This is a genomic window from Streptomyces sp. Ag109_O5-1 (assembly GCF_003814875.1).
GTDB classification, from domain to species: Bacteria; Actinomycetota; Actinomycetes; order Streptomycetales; family Streptomycetaceae; genus Streptomyces; species Streptomyces sasae.
Map to the genome: position 1 here is coordinate 117,610 of NZ_RKQF01000001.1, position 22,497 is coordinate 140,106.

General features: G+C 68.0%; 15 protein-coding genes. 3 read left to right on the forward strand and 12 right to left on the reverse strand.

Annotated elements, in window-relative coordinates; translation table 11 throughout:
* Positions 1 to 64: 64 nt before the first annotated feature.
* From EDD90_RS00570 to EDD90_RS00620, 10 genes are all read right to left on the reverse strand, one after another.
* Positions 65 to 955, reverse strand: coding sequence for a sugar phosphate isomerase/epimerase (locus tag EDD90_RS00570; RefSeq protein ID WP_123971210.1), 891 nt, complete (start codon positions 953 to 955; stop codon positions 65 to 67).
* On the reverse strand, positions 952 to 1,077 hold the full coding sequence (locus EDD90_RS56655; RefSeq protein ID WP_260327459.1) for a hypothetical protein: 126 nt from the start codon (positions 1,075 to 1,077) through the stop codon (positions 952 to 954). Before EDD90_RS56655 ends, EDD90_RS00570 begins: the two co-directional genes overlap by 4 nt.
* Positions 1,078 to 1,601: 524 nt before the next feature.
* Complete coding sequence (locus EDD90_RS00580) at positions 1,602 to 2,072, reverse strand: Fur family transcriptional regulator (RefSeq protein ID WP_123971211.1); 471 nt, start codon at positions 2,070 to 2,072, stop codon at positions 1,602 to 1,604.
* A 426-nt stretch (positions 2,073 to 2,498) separates the two neighbouring features.
* Positions 2,499 to 3,203, reverse strand: coding sequence for a transposase (locus EDD90_RS00590; protein ID WP_260327460.1), 705 nt, complete (start codon positions 3,201 to 3,203; stop codon positions 2,499 to 2,501).
* 112 nt (positions 3,204 to 3,315) lie between these two features.
* The gene (locus EDD90_RS58805) at positions 3,316 to 3,714 is read right to left on the reverse strand and encodes a helix-turn-helix domain-containing protein (protein WP_123971212.1); all 399 of its coding nucleotides are present in this window, start codon (positions 3,712 to 3,714) and stop codon (positions 3,316 to 3,318) included.
* A 358-nt stretch (positions 3,715 to 4,072) separates the two neighbouring features.
* Positions 4,073 to 5,311, reverse strand: a complete 1,239-nt coding sequence (locus EDD90_RS00600) for an IS256 family transposase (protein WP_123980733.1) — start codon at positions 5,309 to 5,311, stop codon at positions 4,073 to 4,075.
* Positions 5,312 to 5,561: 250 nt separating this feature from the next.
* Positions 5,562 to 6,800: a glycosyltransferase gene (locus EDD90_RS00605; RefSeq protein ID WP_221305055.1), complete on the reverse strand. Its 1,239-nt coding sequence runs from the start codon at positions 6,798 to 6,800 to the stop codon at positions 5,562 to 5,564.
* Positions 6,801 to 6,813: 13 nt separating this feature from the next.
* Positions 6,814 to 7,812 (reverse strand): alpha/beta hydrolase family protein, encoded by a 999-nt coding sequence (locus EDD90_RS00610; RefSeq protein ID WP_123971214.1) that lies wholly within the window; start codon positions 7,810 to 7,812, stop codon positions 6,814 to 6,816.
* A gap of 196 nt (positions 7,813 to 8,008) precedes the next feature.
* The gene (locus EDD90_RS00615; RefSeq protein WP_123971215.1) at positions 8,009 to 14,668 is read right to left on the reverse strand and encodes a type I polyketide synthase; all 6,660 of its coding nucleotides are present in this window, start codon (positions 14,666 to 14,668) and stop codon (positions 8,009 to 8,011) included.
* Positions 14,665 to 16,446 (reverse strand): fatty acyl-AMP ligase, encoded by a 1,782-nt coding sequence (locus EDD90_RS00620; protein ID WP_123971216.1) that lies wholly within the window; start codon positions 16,444 to 16,446, stop codon positions 14,665 to 14,667. Before EDD90_RS00620 ends, EDD90_RS00615 begins: the two co-directional genes overlap by 4 nt.
* A 394-nt stretch (positions 16,447 to 16,840) precedes the next feature.
* Between EDD90_RS00620 and EDD90_RS00625 the strand changes: the two genes are divergently transcribed.
* Positions 16,841 to 18,232 carry an MFS transporter gene (locus EDD90_RS00625; RefSeq protein ID WP_123971217.1) on the forward strand — a complete coding sequence of 464 codons (1,392 nt, stop codon included), beginning with the start codon at positions 16,841 to 16,843 and terminating at the stop codon, positions 18,230 to 18,232.
* 177 nt (positions 18,233 to 18,409) lie between these two features.
* Here EDD90_RS00625 and EDD90_RS00630 read toward each other — a convergent pair whose 3' ends face one another.
* Positions 18,410 to 19,885 carry an MFS transporter gene (locus EDD90_RS00630; RefSeq protein WP_123971218.1) on the reverse strand — a complete coding sequence of 492 codons (1,476 nt, stop codon included), beginning with the start codon at positions 19,883 to 19,885 and terminating at the stop codon, positions 18,410 to 18,412.
* Between the two features lie 332 nt (positions 19,886 to 20,217).
* Between EDD90_RS00630 and EDD90_RS00635 the strand changes: the two genes are divergently transcribed.
* Positions 20,218 to 21,003 carry a transposase gene (locus EDD90_RS00635; protein ID WP_185148828.1) on the forward strand — a complete coding sequence of 262 codons (786 nt, stop codon included), beginning with the start codon at positions 20,218 to 20,220 and terminating at the stop codon, positions 21,001 to 21,003.
* 20 nt (positions 21,004 to 21,023) lie between these two features.
* Here the strand turns inward: EDD90_RS00635 and EDD90_RS56660 are convergent, their stop codons facing one another.
* Positions 21,024 to 21,410, reverse strand: coding sequence for a helix-turn-helix domain-containing protein (locus EDD90_RS56660; protein WP_311737192.1), 387 nt, complete (start codon positions 21,408 to 21,410; stop codon positions 21,024 to 21,026).
* Positions 21,411 to 21,759: 349 nt separating this feature from the next.
* Here EDD90_RS56660 and EDD90_RS00645 point away from each other — a divergent pair, with 349 nt between their 5' ends.
* On the forward strand, positions 21,760 to 22,494 hold the full coding sequence (locus EDD90_RS00645) for a hypothetical protein (RefSeq protein ID WP_123971220.1): 735 nt from the start codon (positions 21,760 to 21,762) through the stop codon (positions 22,492 to 22,494).
* Positions 22,495 to 22,497 lie beyond the last annotated feature (3 nt).

Below are 22,497 nucleotides of genomic sequence, written 5' to 3' on the forward strand. Positions count from 1 at the left end.
GATCCGCCCGTGGCTCACGGCCCTTGTCGATACGGCCGGAGCGCCGCCGCACCCGCCCTCGCCCTTACGACGCCGTGTTGCGCAGCACCGAGCGCAGGTGTTCGGCGCTTTCCCACACGTCCTCGACCGGTCCCTTTTCCTTCGGCTCCTCGGTGAGGATGGTGTCCTGTTCCAGGACGTACCAGCCGTCGTAGCCGCGGGCGCTGAGGTGGGTGACGATGGCCTCAACGTCGACGTCACCGGCGCCCAGCGGGCGGTACATGCCCGCGCGGACGGCCTCGGTGTACGTGAGGCGGCCGGACTGGACCTTGGCGGCGAGGGAGGCGTCGACGTCCTTCATGTGGGTGTGGGCGATCCGCTCCGGGGCCTGCCGGGTCAGCTCGGCCGGGTCGGTGCCGCCGATGAGCAGGTGGCCGGTGTCGAGGCAGAGGGAGATCGCCGAGTGCTCCAGGACGCGGCGGACCTCGTCGCCGTTCTCGATCATCGTGCCGACGTGCGGGTGCAGGACGGCACGCACACCGCGCTCGGCGGCCAGTGCGGTCAGCCGGTCGAGGTTGGACAGCAGCAGCTTCCAGCCGTCGGCGTCGAGTTCCGGACGGGAGTCGTAGCCGTCCTGGCCGGTGACGGCCGACAGGACGAGGACCTCGGCGTTCGAGGAGGCGTAGCCCTCCAGGAGCCGTTCCGCCTCCGGCAGCGGGTCGTGTCCGGGCACGTGCAGCAGCAGCGGGGTGAAACCGCCGACGGCGTGCAGGTCGTGGTCGGCGAGGACCTGGGCCATGGCGTCCGGCGCGGCGGGCAGGAAGCCGTCGGGGCCGAACTCGGTGGCGGCCAGACCGACCTCGCGCATCTCGTTCAGGACCCGGTCGGGCGTCAACTGGTAGCCCCAGCCGGGCACTTCGCACACACCCCAGGAGATGGGCGCGCCGGCGATCCGGTTCAGCTGTGGGGTGGTCATGCCATGGCCTTTCGGTGGTTCCGGTCGGGGTCGGCGACCGCGGTCGGCGGTCGGCCCGCGAGGACGTCCGCGACGCCTCGGGCCGCGTCGACGAAGGTCGGCTTCATCGCGCGCTGCATCATGCCCCTCAGGTGAGGGGTGAGGACGACGTCGGGGTGGTCGGACAGCGGGTGTCAGAGGGCCGGCTCGGGCTCGAACACGTCCGGTCCGACGCCTGCCCGGCAGCGACCGGCGCCGACTCGACATCTTCGGGACCGGCAAGAACGACGGTACCCACCGCCGAGCCGTCGAACGGGGCCTTGACCTCCCGGATCCGCCCGGTTCCCCCGGCTGTCCGCCGCCGACCGCCGGTCAGCAACTCCACGGACGCCATCGCCCTCCCCTCCCTCCGGGAAACCGTCCGGGCAAGGCCGTGGCGAACGCGTCAGCCGTCGCACGGCCAACGGCCAGGCCGTTTACGTGCTTGCAACGCTAGGTTCGCGAGGGGAGTTGTTGAAGCCCTCAGATCCATCATTTAGCCATCATCAAGACCGTCATTTTCCCTTCACCGCGTATCACCGAGACGTGCCGGCGATGTCGTCGGATCATGGACAGGCCTTACGACAGGGGGCCGTCTCCTCGTAGAGGACCGTGTACCCATGCCCTCTCATGGCCGAGCGACGGCCTCCTGGCACCCCGAACACAGTCCCCACCAGGTGATTTCTGCCTCGTCGACGGCGAAGCCCTTGTCCTCGTCGGGGCTCAGGCACGCTGCCGCGCCCACGCTGCAGTCGACGTCCTCGATCAGACCGCATCGACGGCAGACGAGTTGATGATGGTTGTCGCCGACCCGCAGTTCGTACCGGGCGGGTGAACCTGCGGGCTCGATGCAGCGGATGAGCTGCGCCTTCGTCAGGTCTTCGAGCACGTTGTACAGGCCCTGTCCGGAGGGTCCGCCGGCCTCGGCCTTGTCCGCTCCCCCACCGATACGCGTCTCGAGCTCGGCCGCCGTGGAGTGCGGATGACCTTGGAGAGCGGTCAGTACGGCTCTGCGCTGGGCCGTACTGCGCAGTCCCCTGCGCTTGAGCAGGTCGCCCGCAAAAAGATGAGGACCAGCGTCACCTTCCCCAGCAACCATCTCGCCCTCGCCGGGATTCTCTTCACCCCCGACGACCACACCGGCGGGCGGTTGCCGGCCGTCGTCATCTCCCATCCGGGAGGCGGCGTGAAAGAGCAGAGCCCGAGTATCTACGTCGAGCGTCTGGCCGGTGCCGGCATAAGTACCTATAACGTTCAGGACTTCATGTCTCGGCAACTCGCTTCGTTTGACGGGGTACGGAAGCTACACGTCAGCCGACGCCGGCCGACGCCGGCTGACGGATCCAACACCTCTCGCGGGGTGCCCATCGTGGCAGGCCGCCATGCAGCGGCCGGCACAAAGCCGGCGCGTTGAAGACGGACGACCACTCCGCCGGAGAGGACGGGGCCCACCGTTGGATGTAATCGTTATCCTCCGTGTGGCATATGGCGGCAACACTTACCCGAAGGCGAACACCCGGATGGCCTAAGGTGATGTGATGAAACTATTGGATCGCAGGTGAAGCGCATGACACCCAAAGAGTTTGATATTTTCATTTGCGTACTGATGAGTCCTTCCCAGTAATGGATCTCGACGGTGTGCGACCGCTCGTATGGTGAGTTCGGTGGGGGGTGGGTGGATGGTCAGGCCGGTATGGGCGAGGAATGACCATGGCAGTCGGGGGTTGGCATTGATGCGGTGGATGCCTTGCTGAGTGGCGTCGGCGACATCGGCGAGGTGGTCGCCGGCGAGGTTGGCGAGTTCGCGTTTCTTGAGTGAGGACCACAGCAGTTCCACCGGGTTCAGCTCGGGAGCGTAGGCGGGTAATCGCTCCAGGGTGAGCCAGTCCTGTTCGGTGACCCAGGCCCGCATTGCTCGGCTCCAGTGGGCGGACAGACCGTCCCGGACCAGAACCACTCGCTCGCCGCGGTAGAACACCTTCATCTGCTCCAGGACCTCGATGAGTCCGGCGGTGTCGTAGCTGCCGGGCTTGAGGTGGAAGCACAGGCAGGCCCCGCGACCACGGTCGGTGGAGTGGTAGCCCAAGGCTCCGGCCATCGACGCGCGCTTCCAGTTCAGGCGGTGCCGCAGGAGCGGAGTCCGCCCTCGGGGCGAGTAGGTACGACGGATCTGGGGAAGCAGGGAGACTCCTGATTCGTCGAGGAAGACGATCCAGGCACATGTGTTCACGGCCCCTTTTTGATGCGCGGCCACTCGTGCGCGAACCCGCGGGCAATCTCCGACTCGTCCCGCTCGACCGCCCCCCGCTCAGGCCGTTGCAGGCTCCATCCGAGCCGGCCGGTCAGCAGCCGCCACACCGACGCCTCGACAACACCACCCCCGTTGCCCGGGTGACGACCACGCCGACGCGTTCCAGGGTCCACAGGTCGGCCTCGAAACCATGAACCTGGGCACCCTTCTCCAACGCGGCCCGGACCATCTCGACCTGGCTGTCGTCCAGCTTCGGCGGGCGTCCGGTGGCTGCCCGCCTCCGCAGGCCCGAAGCACCGTCTTGCTCCCACACCCGCCGCCACCGCCGCACACTCTCGGCACACACCCCCACCGCCCTCGCGATCTCCGCATGAGAGACGCCGCCCTCGAACAACTCGACTGCCCGAACACGACGCGCCTCCGCCAACTGAGGCCGCGACAAGGGAGGAAGGGAGGAACCGGCAACCGAAGGGGAAGGTTGATATGCCACCCCGACAGCCTCCCACCCACACGGCCAACACCCCCACCGAACCTACGAAAAGATCAGTAATGCCATCGTTTCGCGGAGGTGAACCGCGATGACTCTCCCTGCACACCACCGGCCCGGCCATCTCATGGAATGTGCGTTCCCCTCCCTGGGCTGGGTCGAGTCGATCGCAGCCGAGTTCGACGACTTCTTCGAGCGGATGAACCGGTTCCTCAGGCCGCCGGTGTCGCGCCGTGCGTCAGGGCCGTCTCGCCCCCTGGCCGACCTGCACGAAACGGGGACCTGTCTCGTGGTCGGGGCAGAACTACTCGGCATCAAGCGCGAGGACATCGGATGGTGTCCCTTTTCGTGGTGTTGGCGATCAATCGGTAGGCGTGTTCGGGTTGTTGGGTAGCGCGGGGGCGCTTTCGGGGCGTTCGCGGTAGAGCTCGTCCATGCTGCCTTCGGGCAGGTAGCGGCGGGGGAAAGCGATCCATTCGTCATGCATCTCGAAGAGCACGGCGGTGACCAGTCGCAAGAGCGCGTCGTCGTTGGGGAAGACCTGGACGACGTCGGTGCGGCGCTTGATCTCCCGGTTGATCCGTTCCAGCGGGTTGGTCGACTGGATCTTCTTCCAGTGCCTCGGCGGGAAGTCCGCGAACGCGGTCAGATCCTCCTTCGCGTCCAGCAGCATGGCTTTGACCTTGGGAAACTGGGTGCCGAGCATGTCGGCGACGGTGTCGAGCTGGGTGCGCACCAGCTCGGCGGTGGGCTGGGTGAAGATGGTGCGGATGGTCGCGGCGACCATTTCGCCGGAGTCCCGGTCGATCACGTTGAAGACGTTCCGCAGGAAATGAACCCTGCACCGCTGCCAGGCGGCGCCGAGCATGACCTTGCGGACCGCGGCGACCAGACCGGAGTGCTGGTCGGTGACGACGAGGCGGACCCCGGACAGGCCGCGTTCGCGCAGGGAGCGCAGGAACTCCTTCCAGAACGCCTCGCTCTCGCTGTCTCCGACCATCAGGCCCAGCACCTCGCGGTTGCCGTCCTCGGTGATGCCGGTGGCGACCACGACGGCCCGCGAGACGATCTGGTGGTTCACCCGTGCCTTGCAGTAGGTCGCGTCCAGGTAGACGTAGGGGAAGCGGACGTGATCCAGCGGGCGGGTGCGGAACGCGCTCAGCGGTTCATCCAGCGTCGCGCAGATCCGTGAGACCTCCGACTTCGAGATGCCGCTGTCCCCGCCCAGGGCTTTGACCAGGTCATCCACGCTGCGGGTGGAGACGCCGTGCACGTATGCCTCCATGATGACGGCGTAGAGGGCCTGGTCGATGCGGCGCCGGCGCTCCAGCAGGGACGGGAAGAAGCTGCCGGTGCGGACTTTGGGGATCTCCAGGTCGAGATCGCCGGCCAGCGTGGTCAGTACCTTCTCCCGGTGCCCGTTGCGGATGTTGGTCCGTGTCGGCGTGTGCTCGTTCCACTCCGCGCCGATGTGGGCACTCGCTTCGGCCTCGATCAGCTCCTGCACCATCCGCTCGGCGATGGCGCGGATGAGTTCGATTCCGTCGGTCGAGCGTAGTGACTCAAGCAGCCGTATCAGCTCAGACTGGGACAGGGCCATCGTGCACTCCTCGTGGTTGAACTGGGCGTTCACCAAGGAGAGTTACGCGATGGCCCGCCTCCTGTTCAGGGAGCGGTACTCACCCGTGGAAGTGCGCCCCGGGCAGACGCCCGCGCACTCCCAGCCGCTGATCGCCAACACCACGCCGAGGGACACGATCGGACATCGACGTCGAGGTCAACGAGCGGGAACTGCGCAAGTCCCCAAGCCCAGCACCGGCAACGTTCCAGGACGTCCTGATCAGCCGTGATCACGCAGAGCCGACTCCGAGCCTGTCCAGGACCTGACAGGCCCGGGCAACCCCGTCCTCGGCTGCCAAGGTCCGGCCGAGCCCGAGAGCGGTCTCGGTGTAGGGGGCATGCCGGGTGAGGGCGTGCAGGCGATCGACGAGGGCGGCAACGGTGAGCTTACGGATCGGCAGCGGCGCGGGCCCCGCGCCGAGTTCATGCACCCGTGCGGCCCAGTAGGGCTGGTCTCCGAAGAACGGGCAGATCAGGGAGGGTCTTCCGGCGCGCAGTGCCGAGGCCGTCGTGCCGGCTCCGCCATGGTGGACGACAGCGGCCATCCTGGGAAACAACCAGTCGTGGGGGGTGTCGCCGACCACGAGGATGTCGTCCTCGCTGGTGGCGGGGTCCCCCGGCAGCACTCCACGCAGGTTCGCCCGACGCAGGGCCGTCCGTACGAGGGCGTCGGTCGCCTCGGGGTCGCCGGTTTTCATGCTGCCGAATCCGACGTAGACGGGTGGAGGGCCGTCGGACAGGAAGGCAAGCAGTCGTCGCGAGGGGGTCCACAGTGGCTGCGCATGGTGCCAGAAGCCGGTGACGTGGACGTTCCGTCCCCAGTCGGACGGCCGCGGCACGACGGTGGGGCTGAACGCACACAGCACGGGGGCTTGGCGCACCGGCCGGAAGGGGGCCGACCGGGACAACTCCGGGAGGCCCAGACTCTCCCGGCGCCATGCGTTGACGAACCGCCGGAACACCATCCAGGACCCGAGGTCGACGGCACCGAAACTGAGCCGGTTACCCACGCCGCCCAGCATCCGGGCAGCCGGCGCGAACGGGTGTGGGAAGACCTTCGTCGGCTGGCTCGGCTGGAAGTGAATGACGGCGTGCGGGACTTGGAGGTACTCGCTCAGGTGAAGACCGAGGAAGCTGAAGGTTGGTGCCAGAACCAGGTCGGCTCCCTTCGTGCCGACCTGCGTCTCCTCAAGCATCGACATCATGCGAGGTCGTAGGACCCGGTCCATATGCCGGATGAACGCCACCGGGTTCCGTCGTCCGGCGAGGAGTTCCTGGCCCTCGGCCGACTCGACGATCTCCACCGGGTCGACCGGAAGGGGATGAAGATCCAGGCCCGCATCGGCGATCAGACGCCGATAGCGGAGACTGGCCAGGATCCTCACAGTGTCGCCCCGACGGAGCAGTGCTCGCCCCAGTGCCAGGCAGGGCTGGACGTCGCCGCGGGATCCCGCGGCGAAAATCGCCACTTGCCGCATGACATCACGCCCCGATCGACTTCATGACCGACGGCCAGATGCTGTGCAACTCCGCCTGCCAGTAGGGCCAGGAATGCGTCCCCGGTGTGTACAGATGCGTCGTGACGTCGACGCCCGCAGAGCGGAGCGACCACGCGAATCTCTCGATCTGACCCGACAGCGGTGCCTCGCCCAGCACGCTCGCCAGCCAAACATCGGCGGGGCGTCCCCCGTCCAGCGGTCCGGACTGGCTGCTGCCCGCGGAGAGATAGACGTGCATTCCACGGAAGGCACACGGCATTGCAGCAGGATTGTGGGCTTGCCAGACTTCGACGTTCTTCACCGGGTCTCCCCAGACGTCTTTAATATCGATACCCTCCTTCCCGGTACCAAAGGCGAGTTCCAGGCGCACGGCAAGGTCGTTCAGATCCACGTAAGAGCTCATTGAGGCCACATAACGGAACATTCCCCGGTTGTGCGCCGCGTAGTTGAGCGCGCCGAAACCCCCCATGGACAGTCCCATGACAGCTCGTGAGTGGCTGGCACGGAACTTCTTTTCCATCAGCGGCACGAGTTCATGGGTGTGAAAGGTTTCCCAGCGGGGAGCACCGGCGAACCAGTCGCTGTAGTAACCGTTCCTTCCGGCGTCCGGCATGACGACCAGCACGTCATATTCCTTCGCCAACGCTTCCACGTCTGTCTCCCGCGTCCAGGACGTGTAGTCGTCGTCGCCGCCGTGGAACAAGTAAACAACCGGAAAGGTGGCTTCCGGCCTTTCCCTCCAGTGCACGGGAAGAATGATGCGGACCGGAATGGACATTCCCATCGCCGGAGAACTGACCATGAGATCGCGCATTCGCTTGTCGATGACTTTCATGCCAGTGACACGGGCCTCCGCATGGTGAGGCCAGGGAGAGGCGTCCGGTTTCCACTCAGCCGCGTGCGCCTCGGTCGAGAGAAAAGCCGCGGCGAGCCAGAGGCAGACCAAACTCTTTTTCGCATACTTCAGAAAAGTGACCCACACGGGCAGGAGTATGACGAAATGATCTGATTACCACCAGCAGACACTCCGTTCAACGAAGGGCAATGATCCGTACAGCCGAGCTGCGCTCGCGGGGTACCGGACCCGGCATCACCCGCTCGCAGGCCGTGCTCTGGCAGGTGAAAAGCGGCTGCGCCTGTTCCACAGGTGAGCCTGCGGAACAGGCACGGTGCGCCGATCACCGGGTGGGCCACCCCATGGCCCGGGTGACGTGCTGCGCGATGGTCTGGACGTGCGGGGGGTCGATGACGGACAGATGGTCGCCGTCGACCGGGACGATCTCGAGGGTGGGGCACAGCGGCGCCCACCCGAGGTCGGCGTCCGGCCGGAGGTAGCGCGGGTCCAAAGCGGCGGTGAGCTGTTGCGGTTGCTTGGCGCGATAGAGCACTACGTGGCCCTCCTGGGGGCGGGGGACATACCGTTCGCCGACACGGGCGTCGATGTACGAGGTCCGTTGGTGCTCCATGATCCCTGGGCTCATGTCGAGTCCCGCCTCAGCAACCAGACGCATGACGACGTCGATCTGCTGATCGTCCGGGGTGGCCGCCAACTCTTCGTAGGGCAAGTCGAGGCGGTGCCCGTACGTCTTCTCGATGTATTCGGCGAAACGACCGAAACGCTCGAGCAGGAACTCCCGTGATTCCGGTTCCGGCAGGACGGGGGGCAGGACGGTGTCGATCAGCCCGAGAGACCCGATGTCCTGTCCCGCTTCCCTCAATTGAAGCGCCACTTCGTAGGCGAGACACCCTCCGAAGGACCAGCCGAGCAGGTGGTAGGGCCCTTCCGGCTGGATGTCACGGATGAGTGTGCGGTAGTGGGCCGCCTTCTCCTCCATGGTGCTCAGCTCGTCGACGCGTTCCAGGCCGTACACGGGCTGCTCGGCCGGCAGCAGCCCCGTCAGTGGCAGGTAGACGGAGGTCGGGCCACCGGCGGGGTGGAAGGTGAACAGCGGAGGCCGTTCCGGCCCGGGGAGGGGGGGACGCAGGGTGGTGAGTGCCGACCGACCGGTTCGGTTGACGACGGGCCGGATCAGTTCGGCGACTGCTGCGACGGTGCGCTGGGCCAGGATGGCGTCGGCCGTCAGGCTCAACTCGATGTCGTCGCCGAGGCGCCGACGAATGACGTCCGCCATGGCTGCGGCGGCGTCGCGGTCTCCGCCGGCGGTGACGAAGTCCTCCCGGACGTCCCTCGGCCCTTGCTGCAGGACTTCGGCCCAGGAGCTCGCGACCAACCGCTCCGCAGCGTCCCTGGGGTTGAGGACACTCGGCAGCGTGAGTGTGGACGGCTCGGCCCGGCAATTGCCCTCGGACGCCGCCGGCTGGGAACCGGCCGCCGGCTCCGTGGCGTCCAACCCGAGTTGTTCGAGTACCGCGCGTCCGATTTCACGCAGGCTGGCGCCGCGCAGCAACCGGGAGGCGGGCACGTCGACGCCGAAGTCCTGGCGGAGCGTGTTCTGGACGCGTACCGCCACCAGGGAGTCCAAGCCCAGGTCGGTCAGCGGGACCGTCTCGCCGAGCTCGGCGGCCGCGAATCCCATGATGGCCGCCGTTCTTCTGACCAGGCGTGTGTACACCGTGTCTGCGGCGGAGCTGCCGAGAGCCCCGATGCCGTGTGGGCCGACCCAGTCGTCGGCGCCGGGTGAACCGTCTTCGAGGACGCCGGAGAAGAAAGGGATGGCGGACAGGCCGGGGAACGCCTCCAGCACGCGCTCCGCGTCGAGGTGGACGACGCCCACGTGCGCGCAGTTCAGGGTGACGAGTGCCTGCAGGACGTCCATTCCTTCGCTCACCTGGATGGGCTCCAACGCCAGCACCTGGTTCCCGGCGGTCATGCCGACGTTCTCCCAGGGGCCCCAGGCGATGGAGGTCGCGGGCAGGCCGCTGGCTCTGCGGCGCTGGGCCGCGGCGTCGAGCCAGGCGTTCGCAGCCGCATAGGCGGACTGTCCGGGTGAGCCGAGCAGTGCCGCGGCGGAACTGTAGATCACCCACCAGTCCAGATCGTGGTCGGCGATAGCCGCCTCGATGTTCCGGGCTCCTACGGCTTTCGGCCGCAGCACCGTGTCGATATCCGCCGGTTCCAGGTCGGTGATCACGCCGTCGTGCAGGACGCCGGCACAGTGCGCGATGCCGCGCAGGGTGTGGCCGTCGGCGAGCGCGGCACGCACCAGGTTCGCGGCCACGTCGAGGTCCGCGATGTCCCCTTGGACCACGGCAACGGATGTCCCCCGTTCCTGCAGTTCGGCCAGGACGGCCTGGGCCTCGGGTCCCGGGGCACGGCGTCCGTTGAGAACGATGCGCCCGGCACCCTGCTCGGCGAGCCGGCTCGCCGTGGCCAGGCCCAGTCCCGTCAGGCCCCCGGTGATGATGTACGCGCCGTCGGGGCGGGTGAAAGCCACGGTGTCGTTGCGCTGTGCGCTGAGGTCGGCCCGGGCGAGATGCGCGGTGAGGCGTGTGCCGGACCTCCAGGCGATCTCGTCCGCGTCGCTGCCCGCGAGGAGTTCGCGGGCAAGGTCGTCGAGCGCTCCGGGCTGTTTGTCGATGTCTACCAGCGAGGCCCGCAGCTGGGGGTGTTCGAGCGCGAGAACCCGGACGAGTCCACGCAGGCAGGCGAGAGACGGCGTCCCTGGTTCCCCGGACCCCGTAGCCTGTGCCAGCACGGTGACCATCCACAGGCGTGGCGGTTGCCGGTGCGCTGCGCCGGCCAGGCGGCGCGCCAACTGTGCCGCCCTGTGCAGTGACCGCATGTCGTCGTCGCGTTCGTCCTGCTGGAAGAGCAGGATTACGGCGCTCTGACCGTCCTGCGGACTCTCCAGCCAGGCGTCCAGTACGGCGTCGCAGGCGTCGTCCCGGGTATCGGTCGCCGTGATGTCGGTACCGCTGGCTTCCAGGGCTGCCGAGAGCGAGGCCGTGGCGTCCGGTTCGTCGCTGATGAGCAATGCACGCCGCAGATGCAGCGACGGCAGGGGAACGGTGGACTTCTCCCACTGGATACCGTACGTGCTCGTCTCAAGGGACCGCGGCACTTCCTGCCGCTCGACGGGCCTCAGCTGAACGAACCGGGCGACGATCTCGCTCGTGTCGCCCCGGGCAGAGACATGCCACTGGTCGACGTCCGCGTCTGTCGGGCCGGCGCCGCCGGCGGGCGTGCAACTGATGTCGTAGCCGGTGTCAAGGATGCCCGGCCCCTTGACGAGCAGGGACCCTACGCCGACCGGGACGCTATGTGCGGCGGCTTGGACGGCGCGGTCGCCGCCCGGCGGTGTGTCCGCGGCACGCTGCGCCTCCAGCATGGCGGCCAGGACATGCGCGTAGGACGACCGGTGAGGGGACCGGTGGTCCTCGGGCATGAAGTGCCGGGTGAGCGTCGGCTTCGTTTCCGGCTCGGGGTGAGGCTCGCCCTGGAGTTCCGGGGCACGGGTGACGCGGGCCGAGGCGTAGCAATGCCAAACGGTCTCGGCGCCACGGGCGTGGAGGGTGATGGTTCCGTGTGTGCCGGAGTCCGGTTCCCACACCGTGGTCAGGGGGGTGCTGCTGGAGATGGCGAGCCACCGGTGGATCCGCAGGTCCTCGATGCCGAGGTGGGTGATGCCCTCCCGGGCCCATAGGTCCAGGCCGGCTTCGATCATCAGCTCCGCTGCCTCGGCGAGGGTCAGCACCGCTCTGCCGTGGACCGTGGCGCGAGTGCCGTGCGCGCTCGTGCCGACGTCTCCCTGCCACAACACCGCGCCGGTTCTCGGGTCGTCGGTGCGCACCCCCAGCAGGGGATGGCCACCGGCTTCGGTCGATCGGGCGGAGCGGGGGAACCAGAACCGTTCATGCCGCCACGCGGGCGTGGGCAGTGCGGTGCGCGTACCGGCGGGCCACAGCCCAGGGTTCAGCGGGACGCCGGCGAAGTGCAGCTGCGCCAGCGCGACTCGTGCCTGGACGGCGTCGTCGGTGTTCTTGCGGAGGGTCGGGAGGATCAGTGCCTGGTCCCCCGCAGGGGTGGCGTCGAGGCTCTCCGCAAGGGGGACGACGACGATGGGGTGGGGCGAGATCTCCAGGAACAGGGTGTGGCCGTCCTCGGCTGCCGCTGTCACCGCCTGTTGCAGGAGCACTGGGCGGCGCACGTTGGCGCACCAGTAGCTCGCGTCGGCTGCCGCGTCTGCGCGGGGATCATCGAGGACTGTGCTGTACCAGGGTGTGGCGGGTGGGTGCGGGCACAGGTCGGCAAGATCCTCGCTCAGTGGCGCCAGGATGGGATCGACCAAGGCTGTATGGGTGGCTCCGCCCAGCTCAAACAGTCGGGCGAGCCGGTCCTGATCGGTCAGCTCCTCCACCAGGTCGCGCACCGCTTGGGCCGGGCCGGCCACCGTGCAGCGTTGGGGCGAGGAGTGAACGGCGACCTCGACACCGGGAAAGCGGCTGAGGACGGCCGTCCGGGACTCTACGGGCAGCTCCACCGCGGCCATCGCGCCTGCCTGGGTGGCTTCGAGGACGGCGAGGTGGGCCGACCGGCGGACGATGACCCGCACTCCGTTTCGGTCGTCGAGAGCCCCGGCGACCACGGCGGCTGCGACCTCGCCCATCGAGTGTCCGATGACGGCGGCGGGTTCCACGCCGTGGGCCTGCATGGTCCGCGCCAGGGCCAGCTGGATTCCGAAGATCAGCGGCTGGATCCGGTCCGCTGTCTTGGCCAAATCGGCCATGAGCAGCATGTCGGTCAGGGAGGAGCCGGTCTCCGCAAGGAAGTGCGTATCGAGCTCGGATACCTGGGCGGCGAAGACGGCGTCGTCGGTCAACAAGCGCCGCCCCATGCCTTCCCACTGTGAGCCGTAACCGGAGAAGACGAAAACCGGTCGCTGCACTGTGAACGACTGCGCCGCTCGTGCGTCCGTGCACGCGGCCACCACGCCGGGTACCGTCTCCCCCCGGGCCAAGGCGGCCAGCCCGGCAGCCGCGTCGGAGCGGGTCCGTGCGACGACGGCGGCGCAGGACGGGCCACGGCGGTGCGAGGCGAGCGTGTGGGCGATGTCGGTGAGGGCGGGCGCGTCGTCGGCTGCCACCCATTGCGACAGACTCGCGGCCGCGTCGGCGAGCCGGTCCGAGGAACGGGCTGACACCACCAGGATGTGCGGGTGGCCGGCCTCTTCGTCGTCGGCCTGCGTGGGATGCGCGCCGGTCGGGGACGCCTGCTCGAGTACGGCGTGGGCGTTCGTACCGCCGAAGCCGAAGGCCGACACACCGGCGCGCGCCGGGCGATCCCCGGCGGTGGGCCATGCGGTCGGTTCGGTGACCACGCGCAGGCCCAACTCGTCGAAGTCGATGTGGGGGTTGGGGCTGTTGTAGTGCAAGCTGGCAGGGATGCTGCCGTGATGCAGGGCCAGCGCCGTCTTGATCAGGCCGATGATGCCGGCCGCGCCTTCGAGATGGCCCAGATTGCTTTTGACCGATCCGATCAGCAGTGGCTGGTCGGGATGCCTGCCTCGTCCGACGACCGCTCCGAGAGCCTTCCCCTCGATGGGGTCTCCCAGAAGGGTGCCGGTCCCGTGCGCCTCGACGTAATCGAGTTCGGTCGCGTTGACGCGTGCGTCGCGCAGAGCGTCGCGCAGCAGCGCTTCCTGCGCCGCCGGGTTGGGTGCCATAAGACCCGCCGAGCGCCCGTCCTGGTTTATCGCGGTGCCCCTGATGACGGCGAGCACCCTGTCGCCGTCGCGCCGGGCGTCGGCGAACCGCTTGAGCACGACGACGCCGCAGCCCTCACTGCGGGTGAATCCGTCCGCCGCGGCGTCGAAGGGTTTGCACCTGCCGTCCGCGGCCAGTGCGCCGGCCTGGTCGAGCGAGGCCGTGACCGCCGGGGACAGAAGGAGATTGACTCCTGCGGCCAGTGCCGTGTCGCACTCCCCGCTGCGCAGGCTGCGGCAAGCCAGGTGCACGGCCACGAGAGACGACGAACAGGCGGTGTCGACTGTGATGCTGGGGCCGCGCAGATCGAGCAGATAGGACACGCGGTTGGCGGCGATGCTGCCGGCGGCTCCGGTGCCGGTCCACGCGGTCAGTCGCGCGGGGTCCGAGGTGGTCAGATGCCCGTATTCGAGGGCGCTCAGGCCGACGAAGACGCCGGTGGACGTGGTCTGCAGGGCGGGGGCGGGTACGCCCGCGTGGTCCAGTGCCTCGCAGGCGACTTCGAGCAGCAGCCGTTGCTGAGGATCCATGACTTCGGCCTCGTGGGGCGTGATGCCGAAGAACTTGGCGTCGAACGCCTCGATGTCGTCGAGAAAGCCTCCCCACCGTGTGGTGGCTTCCATGAGGGCGGTGACCTCGGGCGTCGTGCCGGCGAAGTTCGGCCAGCGTTTCTCGGGCACCTGGCCGACCGCGTCCGATCCCGCCATCAGCAGGTCCCAGAACGCGTCCGGCCCGTGCACGTTGCCGGGCAGACGGCACCCGATACCGATGACGGCGATGGCGTCGTCGTCGATGCGGGCAGTGGCGGCCGCCTCATCGGGCGTACGGGGCTGCCGGTCCGACTGCGCGGCATCGGTCTGGCCGGCGTTCACCAGGGCGGCAACGAGTTGTCCGATGGTGGGGTACTCCCACAGCAGCGTGGCCGACAGTGAACGGTCCAGGATCTTCTCGAGTTCGCCGGTCAGTCCGACGGCGTCGCGGGAGGTGAGACCGTACTCCGCCAGAGGCCGGCCGTCGTCGAGTTGTTCCGGCGAGATGCCGCTGATGTCCGACACCAGCCGCACCAGTGTGCTCCGCAGCTCGACAGCGCCCGATCCGGAGCGGCCGTCCATGATGGAAGTGGAGGCCTCGGCGTTGTCCTCAACCCGCTCCTGATGTCCGCCTGGCTGGTTCATACGTCGCCGGTCTCCTTCTGCACGTGCGTGTCGGAGGACCAGGCACCCCGGAGGTAACGCTCACGGCAAGCGCCGCGGGCGACCTTCCCGCTGGTGGTGTGGGGTACGGTGCCGGGCTGGGCAAGGACGAAGTCGTGCATCGCGATGGCATGACCGGCGGACACCGCTGCACGTACCGCGCGCGTCACCTCGTCCCGGACTCTGTGGGGTTCCGCGAGGTCACGGGCGTGCTCGGCTACGACGACCAGGCGTTCTCCGTCGTCGGTGGGGATGGAGAACGCCGCGGTGTGATGGCGGCGGATCGCCGGGTGGGCGTTCTCGACGGTGTGCTCGATGTCCTGCGGATAGTGATTGGTCCCGTCGATGATCACGAGATCCTTGAGGCGACCGGTGATGTAGAGGTGGTTGTCGTGCCACACCCCGAGGTCTCCGGTGCGCAACCAGTGCTGCGTCCCCTCGCCCGGGTTGTCGCCGTGGAGGGCGGCACGGAAGGTCGCCCCGCTCTGTTCCGGCCTTCCCCAGTAGCCGCGTCCGATGTTGGGGCCGCTCAGCCAGATCTCGCCCACACGCCCGTCCTCCAGCCGGACGAGGCTGACCGGGTCGACGATGGCGGCCTCCTGGTCGGTGGGCCGCCCGCAGCCGACCAGGCGGCTCACGGCCTGTTCCTCGGTGCCCCCGGCCGGCCGGGCGGTGCCGGCCGCCAGCGCGTCGCGGTCGAAGGAGGTGACGGTCGGTTCCTCACCGGCCGGTGAGGCAGATACGAACACGGTCGCCTCGGCCAGCCCGTAGGACGGACGCATCGCCGTGGGGACCGCGCCGACTGGGGCGAAGGCCTGCTGGAACCGCTGGAGCGTCTGCTCGGCGATGGGTTCACTGCCGTTGATCATGGCGGTCACCGACCCCAGCGACAGCGTTGCGCGCTCCTCCTCGGTGACGCGGCGCACACAGTAGTCGTACGCGAAGTTGGGGGCGGCGGTGAGCGCACGCGGATGTTCGCTGAGCAGCCGCAGCCAGCGGACGGGCTGCTGGACGAAGGCCAGCGGATCCATGAACACAGAGTGGACGTTGCCGACGACGGGAAGCACGATCGCCAGCACGAGCCCCATGTCGTGGTACAGGGGAAGCCAGCCGACGGTGCAGTTGCGCCCGGCTCGGATGTCGTACGCCTTCAGCGCCTGGCGTGCATTGGCGCAGACGTTGGCGTGGGTGATCTCCACGCCGGACGGCATGCGGGTGGAGCCCGAGGTGTACTGCAGGTAGGCGCACTCCTCGGCGCGCGGATGAGAATACTCACCGTCCGCTGGTTCGGCCCATGCCGCCGAGCCCGAGAGCAGGTCCTCCTCGGTGGACACACGCACGCGGAGGCCGTCCTGGTTGGCGCAGAACTTCTCCGCGGCCGGAAGCGAGTCGGGGCTGGTGAGAGCGAGCACCGGGTCGGCGTCGGCGAGCGCGGCGGCCAGTTTCTCCGCATGGCCTGGCAGAGTCGGGGGGAACAGGGGAACGGCGATCGCACCGGCGCACGTGGCCGCGAGGAAGCCGACGACGTAGTCCAGGTTCTGCGGCCCCACGAGGGCCACCCGCTCGCCGGCCGCACCGCTGTGACGCAGTACCGCCGCGAGGGTACGGACCCTCGTCTCCAGTTCGCGCCACGTCAGAGAGGCGGGGGTTCCTTCGCGAACGGTACTGAAGTCCACGAAAGTAAACGCATTTTCGGCGGGGGCCTGCTCCGCGGCCCGAGTGAGATGATGACTGATCGTGTCTTCCATGGTTTTCAGCATGAATTCACCGAACCTTCGTTCTCGACAGGCAGCGGGGCCCCTCGGCCGTCAGCCATTCCGGAGAATTGGCGACGGATGTCACCGCTCGCCATCCATCCCCAATGCATGGTGGCAGTGGTGGTGACCATCAATACATATAGGGGCACCGTGGAGGCCGCGCCACTCCGGAAGTACCGTCCGGGCGACCCACCGGAAAACGAGCGGCGTTTTCCCCACACCGGATGCCGTAATCAGGGCGCCCCGGAGTCGCGCCTGTCACACCCACTGGGCAGAGTACGAAGAAGGGCTCGCGGAACGTGGCTGCCCCTTACCACTGTCGGCGCTACTCAAGGCAGGTACCGTGAGCCGACTACGTGTCCTCGCCATCCTCGTGGCCGTACTACTGCCGTCCTTCATGACTGCGTTGGACAACACTGTCGTCAATGTGACACTGCCTCAGATCCAGGCTGAACTCGCGTTGAGCGAAGCCGATCTCAAATGGGTGGCGGCCATCTACCCTCTCACTCTTGCGAGCCTTCTGCTGCTGGGCGGGCATCTTTCGGACACCGTCGGGCGGCATGCCACTCTGTCGCTCGGTGTCGCACTCTTCACCGTCGCATCGGTCGGGTGCAGTGCGGCGTCCTCCGGGATGGCACTGATCGCCTGCCGGGGGCTGCAGGGAGTGGGCGCTGCGCTCATCCTGCCGGCCTCACTGGCGGTCCAGTCGCACGATCTGCCGCCTCACGTGCGCAATGCCGCCTTCAGCGCCACCACTGCCACGTTGGCGTCAGCGCTGGCTTGCGGCCCTGTGGTCTCTGGTGTCATGACACAGCACTTGGGCTGGGAGTCCGTTTTTGCCATGAACCTACCGCTGGGTTGTGTGAGTCTCCTCGTCGGCTTTCTTGTCCCCCGACCCAAACCCTCGCTCCGTGCCACGTCCCCGGCCTCGGCCACACTCTCGCTCCGCGTCATCGCGTTGGCCTGTTGCTCGCTGGCAGCCCTCGCCTACTGCCTGATCGAAGGGCCTGAGCAGGGCTTCGACGCCCTTCCTGTCGCCGCGTCAGGGGGCGTCGTCGTCGCATCGGCCGTCGGCCTGTGCTACGAACTGACTTCGTGCCGGAACACCGTGCTGCGCCCCCTCCTCCGGCAACGCCCTTTCGTCGGCGGAATCATTACTCAACTGCTGTGGGGTCTGAGCGTGAGCGGAGTCTATTTCTTCACGTCCCAATTTCTACAGAACGGCCTCGGCCTCGCCCCGACGCAGGCCGGTCTGACATTCATGCCCGTTGCCCTTTCCCTGATCGCCACCATCCCATTCATTTCGCGTATGGCGCGGCGCTGGGGAGAAGGCCGGATCTCCGCTGCGGGTCTGCTCCTGGTCGGCCTGGGGTTGCTGATGGTCACGCTGGGTAGTTCGGGAGGAAAGCTCGTTGATATTCTGCCCGGCCTTTCATTTATCGGTTTCGGCTCTGCGCTGGCCGTTCCCCTAACCACCCGCGCTCTGGAATCCTCGCCGAATCATCTTTCCGGAATCGCGGCCGGATTGTTCAGCGCCGCCCGCGAGGCGTCCGGAGTCGTCGGAATCGGCCTGGTGGGCGCCATTGTGTCGTTCGTGGAACAAGCCGCAGGCTCCGCCGGGGCCGATGGCTCGGGTGCCTTTCTCTCCGGCTACCAAGCCGGTCTGTGTTTCGCTGCGGCGCTGGTCGCGGCGGGGGCTCCCGTCGCATTGTGGGCGCTGCGCCACCGCAGGAGCGCTCCAGAAGGCGACAGGGACGCCTCTGCATGCGCCTCGAAGCCAGGACCGTGACGCAGCCCGGTCGGGCAGCAGCCCGCCTGGCGGCAGCGGTTGGCATCTGCGTGGGCAGGGGCATGCTGCTGCGGCTGGCCGGAGCCGTACACAAGCGCGATGGCAGCGGCCGCAAGGAAGTGCTCGGCGTGGAGCGGTGCGCCCCGGACAGTCAGTCCCGTTGGCACGGGGAACTCCCTATACCGGCGCCTTCGTCGCCCCGCCCGGCGCAGCCGTGAGCGGCGTCGCGATCTCCTCCAGCGGCCTGCGCTCCGCGTTCACCGCCAGCGCCGCCGCCACCAGCCCCGCCGCACACATCAGCCCCGCCCCGATCTGGAACGCCAGCACCGTGTCGGCCACCTTGCCCGTTCCCGTGAGGCCGGCGAAGAGCAGTGGGCCGCTGATGCCGCCCGCCGCCGTGCCCAGCGCGTAGAAGAACGCGATCGACATCGCCCGCGTCTCCATCGGGAAGATCTCGGACACCGTGAGGTACGCGCTGGACGCACCCGCCGACGCGAAGAACAGGACCGCGCACCAGCACGCCGTCAGCGTCCCGGCCGACAGCACGCCCCGGCCGAACAGCCACGCCGTAAGGAAGAGGAGCAGACCCGAGAGGAGGTACGTCGACGAGATCATCACCCTCCTGCCCACCGTGTCGAACAGCTTGCCCAGCAGCAGAGGGCCCAGGAAGTTGCCCACCGCGATGACCACGAAGTAGTAGCCCGTGCGGCCGGTCGGCACGTCGAAGAAGGTCGTGAGGATCGCGCCAAAGCCGAAGGTGATCGCGTTGTAGAGGAACGCCTGGCCGATGAAGAGGGAGAAACCGAGGACGGCCCGGGGCCGGTAGTCGTGGAAGACCGTGCGGGCGATCTCGCCGAACGTGATGCTCCGGCGCTGGTGGACGACCAGTTCGCCCGCCGGTTCGGGGAGCGGCTCGCCCTTCTCGGCCGCCACCCGCCGCTCGATCGACGTGACGATCTCCTCCGCCTCCTCCTCCCTGCCGTGGATCAGCAGCCAGCGCGGGCTCTCCGGGACGTTCCGCCGCACGAGGAGGATGACCAGGCCGAGGACGACACCGAGTGCGAAGGTCAGCCGCCAGCCCGCATTCTTCGGCAGGAAGTCCGTGTTCAGGGCGACGATCGAGAGCAGTGAGCCGCCGATCGCGCCGACCCAGAAGCTGCCGTTGATGATCAGGTCCACGCGGCCGCGGTAGTGCGCCGGGATCAGTTCGTCGATCGCAGAGTTGATCGCCGCGTACTCGCCGCCGATGCCGAAGCCGGTCAGGAAGCGGCAGACGAGGAACCACCAGGGGGCGAAGGAGACCGAGGTGAGGGCGGTGGCGGACAGGTACACCGCCAGGGTGATCATGAAGAGCTTCTTGCGGCCGTGGCGGTCGGTCAGGCGGCCCCAGAACAGCGCGCCGACACAGGCGCCGGCCACATACAGTGCCGCGGCCGTGCCGGTGACCTGGCCGGAGGAGATCGCGAGGCCGCTGCCCGGTTCGGACAGCCGACCGGCGATGTTGCCGACGACCGTGACCTCCAGGCCGTCCAGGATCCAGACCGTGCCGAGGCCGATGACGATCGTCCAGTGCCAGCGGGACCACGGGAGCCGGTCCAGACGGGCCGGAACGCGGGTGGTGATCGTCCGGCCGCTGTGTTCGTCCACACTCATAGCCGTAGCCGTACCCATGTGCGACTCCTCGACCGGGAGTCGGGGAAAGAAGCACCCGATCGAGTGCCCCACGCAAATCGTTCCACGCCCCCGGGGGCCCGACCCCCGACCGTCGAAGCGGTCCACCCTGGCGGGGACCGGCGGCTGTCGACGCCCGGATCCGGATCGCGACCTGGATCACCGACTTCTACAACAACCGTCGGCTACACAGCGTGTGCGGCTTCAAGAGCCCGATCGACTACGAACACGACTACTGGGCCATCCTCGGTGAGGGTCTGGCTGCATAGGAAGGTCTCCACGATTCGAGGGGATTGACAGTGTTCGGGCCGACCGTGAACGGAGATACGTCCTATGCCCCGCGCCTGGTCCGCAGCCTGCACGAGGGCATGATCGTGCTGCTGGACCGGAACTTCGCCGTCCAGGCCCTGGTCGAGTCGATCACACGGACAGGCGCTCACGTCCTCGTCCGTGTGAAAGAGCACCGCAGACCGCCGGTCCTGGAACGTTTCCCCGACGGCTCCTACCTGTCCAGGCTGGGAGCCGTCCCCGTCCGGGTCATCGACCGCGAAATCACCGTCAGCACCTCTCAGGGGCGCCGCACCGGCGCTTACCGCCTGGTCACGACTCTGACCGGTTCCCACGCCCACCCCGCAGGCGAGCTGATCAGGCCGTACCACGAGCGGTGGGAGGTCGAGACCTCCTACCTGGAGATCAAGTCCACCATTCTCGGCGGCCGGGTCCTGCGTGCCCGAACCCCTGCCGGCGTCGCCCAGGAAGTCTTCGCGACACTGATCACCTACCAGGTCCTGCGCCTGGCCATGGCGGACGCCACCACCGCCCGCCCAGGCACCGACCCCGATCGGGCCGGCTTCTCCATCGCCCTGAACACCGCCCGCGACCTGCTCATTCAGGCCGCAGGCGTCATCAGCACAACCGTCGACCTCGTCGGCACCATCGGCCGTCGGGTCCTGGCCGGCCTCATGCCCGACCGACGCATCCGCACCCGGCCACGCGTCGTCAAACGCGCCATCTCGAGATACAACGCCAGAGGCATCGTCGACCGAACCGGCTACAAAGGCACGGTCAGCATCGACGTCCTCACCACCCGCACGCCTTGACACACCAGCCCCACGCCTGACTACACGGCATTGGTACTAGAACTAGGACTCCAGGGACGTGTAGGTGAATTAATCGGCCGGGCCAGTGGGCGACGCCTGGCTTGCCGGATACCTCGTCCATGCTGCTCTGGCCGGTAAAGGCCGACGTAGTGCCGGAGAGCTTCTTCGCCTCGATCGAGCACCTGGTGCTCGCCGACCCGACGCCCGCGCGGCTGGGCCATGAGTGCCTCGCGCCCGCCTGCCAGCCACTTCGCCCACCACTTGTCCACGGCCTTGAGCGAGACCTGGAACACCGCGGCAGCATCCTCGCGTGTCCGGCCCGCCACCAACGCGGCCACCGCGCGCAGCCGAAAGGCCTCCTGCGCCGACGGCGACAACTGCCTTGCGTCCCCCACCAGTCCACTCACACAAGGAACAATGACCCATAACGCCTACCGTTTCGGATCAATATGCCCTTCGGGCTTTGGCTCCGTCGGAGTCGAGGGACGTTGGCTGTCTCATGGTGGTTGGCACACGCAGCCGGCACCCACACAGGCCCGGGCGGTACCCACGCCGCCTCCCTACGGCCCCACCCCCGCGGGAACCGCCGCACGGCACCCGAACCGTCCACCCGAATGGCGTGCCCACGTGGCGAGGGCGCACGCCCTGGAGGTTTCTTTGGAGGTGCGCCATGCAGTCACTCAAGGCGATCAAAGGATCACTGGAGGTGAATAGTGGCGATCCTTCTCATCCCACGCAACACCCGAGGAAGCCCCCATGAAAGCACCTCTGACGCTGACCAGCCTGTGCGCCGCTGCGGGCCTGGCCCTGAGCGTCGCGTTGATCCCCACGCAGGCCGACGCCGCCACCCTCGTCCCCTGCAACAACATCCCCGCTCTGCGGGCGGCCATCACCCAGGCCAATACTGCCCCCGGAGGCGGCGACGTCACCCTCATGCCCGGCTGCACCTACACCTTGACCGCGGTGGATCCGACGAGCCCCCAGAACGGACTGCCGGACATCGTGGGTAACGTCCGCATCGTCGGCTTCAACACCACGATCACGCGCGCGGCGAACGCCGCCGCCCAGTTCCGCATCTTCGGCGTCGCGCCCACTGGCACCCTCAGCCTCACCGCCATCAACGTCAGCGGCGGGAATACCCCCGGCCCCGGCGGCGGAATCCTCAACGCCGGCACCCTCACCGTGGTCGGCGGCGCCATCCGCAACAACACCGCGGGCACGGGAGGAGGTATCTCCACCGGCCCAGGCGTCGCGACGCTGATCGGCACCACGATCAGTGGGAACAAGGCGCCCAATGGCGTGGGTGGAGGCGTCCTCACCGCCGGCGGGAAGACCACGATCATCGCCAGCAGCATCACCGGCAACTCGGCCCCCGACGGCGGTGGCATTTTCAATGGTGCCGGCACGTTGTCCCTGATCGGGGTCAGTGTCAAGGACAACACCCTCAACAACTGCCGTCCTCTGGGCAGCGTACCGGGCTGCTCGAACTGACCC

What these genes read in the sequence shown, in the direction of transcription:
- EDD90_RS00570 (WP_123971210.1), bottom strand. Translation starts at nt 955, where the DNA reads ATGACCACCCCACAGCTGAACCGGATCGCCGGCGCGCCCATCTCCTGG.
- EDD90_RS00580 (WP_123971211.1), bottom strand. Translation starts at nt 2,072, where the DNA reads ATGGTTGCTGGGGAAGGTGACGCTGGTCCTCATCTTTTTGCGGGCGAC.
- EDD90_RS00615 (WP_123971215.1), bottom strand. Translation starts at nt 14,668, where the DNA reads ATGAACCAGCCAGGCGGACATCAGGAGCGGGTTGAGGACAACGCCGAG.
- EDD90_RS56655 (WP_260327459.1), bottom strand. Translation starts at nt 1,077, where the DNA reads ATGATGCAGCGCGCGATGAAGCCGACCTTCGTCGACGCGGCCCGAGGC.
- EDD90_RS00625 (WP_123971217.1), top strand. Translation starts at nt 16,841, where the DNA reads ATGACTGCGTTGGACAACACTGTCGTCAATGTGACACTGCCTCAGATC.
- EDD90_RS00630 (WP_123971218.1), bottom strand. Translation starts at nt 19,885, where the DNA reads ATGAGTGTGGACGAACACAGCGGCCGGACGATCACCACCCGCGTTCCG.
- EDD90_RS00645 (WP_123971220.1), top strand. Translation starts at nt 21,760, where the DNA reads ATGAAAGCACCTCTGACGCTGACCAGCCTGTGCGCCGCTGCGGGCCTG.
- EDD90_RS00620 (WP_123971216.1), bottom strand. Translation starts at nt 16,446, where the DNA reads ATGCTGAAAACCATGGAAGACACGATCAGTCATCATCTCACTCGGGCC.
- EDD90_RS00600 (WP_123980733.1), bottom strand. Translation starts at nt 5,311, where the DNA reads ATGGCCCTGTCCCAGTCTGAGCTGATACGGCTGCTTGAGTCACTACGC.